At 69.4% G+C, this 558-nt stretch carries 1 pseudogene; it reads right to left on the bottom strand.

Annotated elements, in window-relative coordinates:
* A pseudogene (locus EOA29_RS39425) lies at positions 1–558 on the bottom strand ((2Fe-2S)-binding protein); the annotation flags it as partial.

Here is a 558-nt window from a genome sequence, read left to right as displayed (position 1 = left end):
CAGTAGCGCCCCTGGCAGCGCCCCATGCCGACGCGCGACAGCGACTTCACCCTGTTAGCCTCGCAGCCGCCGAAAGCCACGCCATGGCGTATGTCTCCTGCAGTCACGTTCTCGCAGCGGCAGACAATCGCGTCGTCAGGGAGCACCCGCGCCATCGCCTCCGGCCAGGGAAAGGCGCGGGCCAGACCGCGGGCAAAGCGCTCGAGCCGCGCGAGCTCGCTCAGATCGGTGCTGGCCGACGGCGCCGGTTGTCCGAGATCGGCAAGGCACGCCGCCGCCGCAAGGCGCCCGGCAATCTCCGCGCCGTCCGCTCCCAGAAGCCGAACCCCATCGCCCGCAAGGTAGACGCCATTCCCGGCACGGCCCATCGCATCGGCCTTCGGCAGCCATTGCCGCCACTGCGCGTCATAGGCGAAGGCGCACCCGACGACGTCGGCCAAGTGGGTCTCAGCACGCAAGTGCCAGCCCATGCCGATCATGTCGCATCGCGTGACGTGTTCGCGGCCGCCAGCGTCGCGCCAACGCATCGCGATGACACCTTGTTCGTCGGCCTCGATT

The organism is Mesorhizobium sp. M1E.F.Ca.ET.063.01.1.1 (assembly GCF_003998155.1).
Taxonomy (GTDB): Bacteria; Pseudomonadota; Alphaproteobacteria; order Rhizobiales; family Rhizobiaceae; genus Mesorhizobium.
This window is presented reverse-complemented; position numbering and strand designations above follow the sequence as displayed.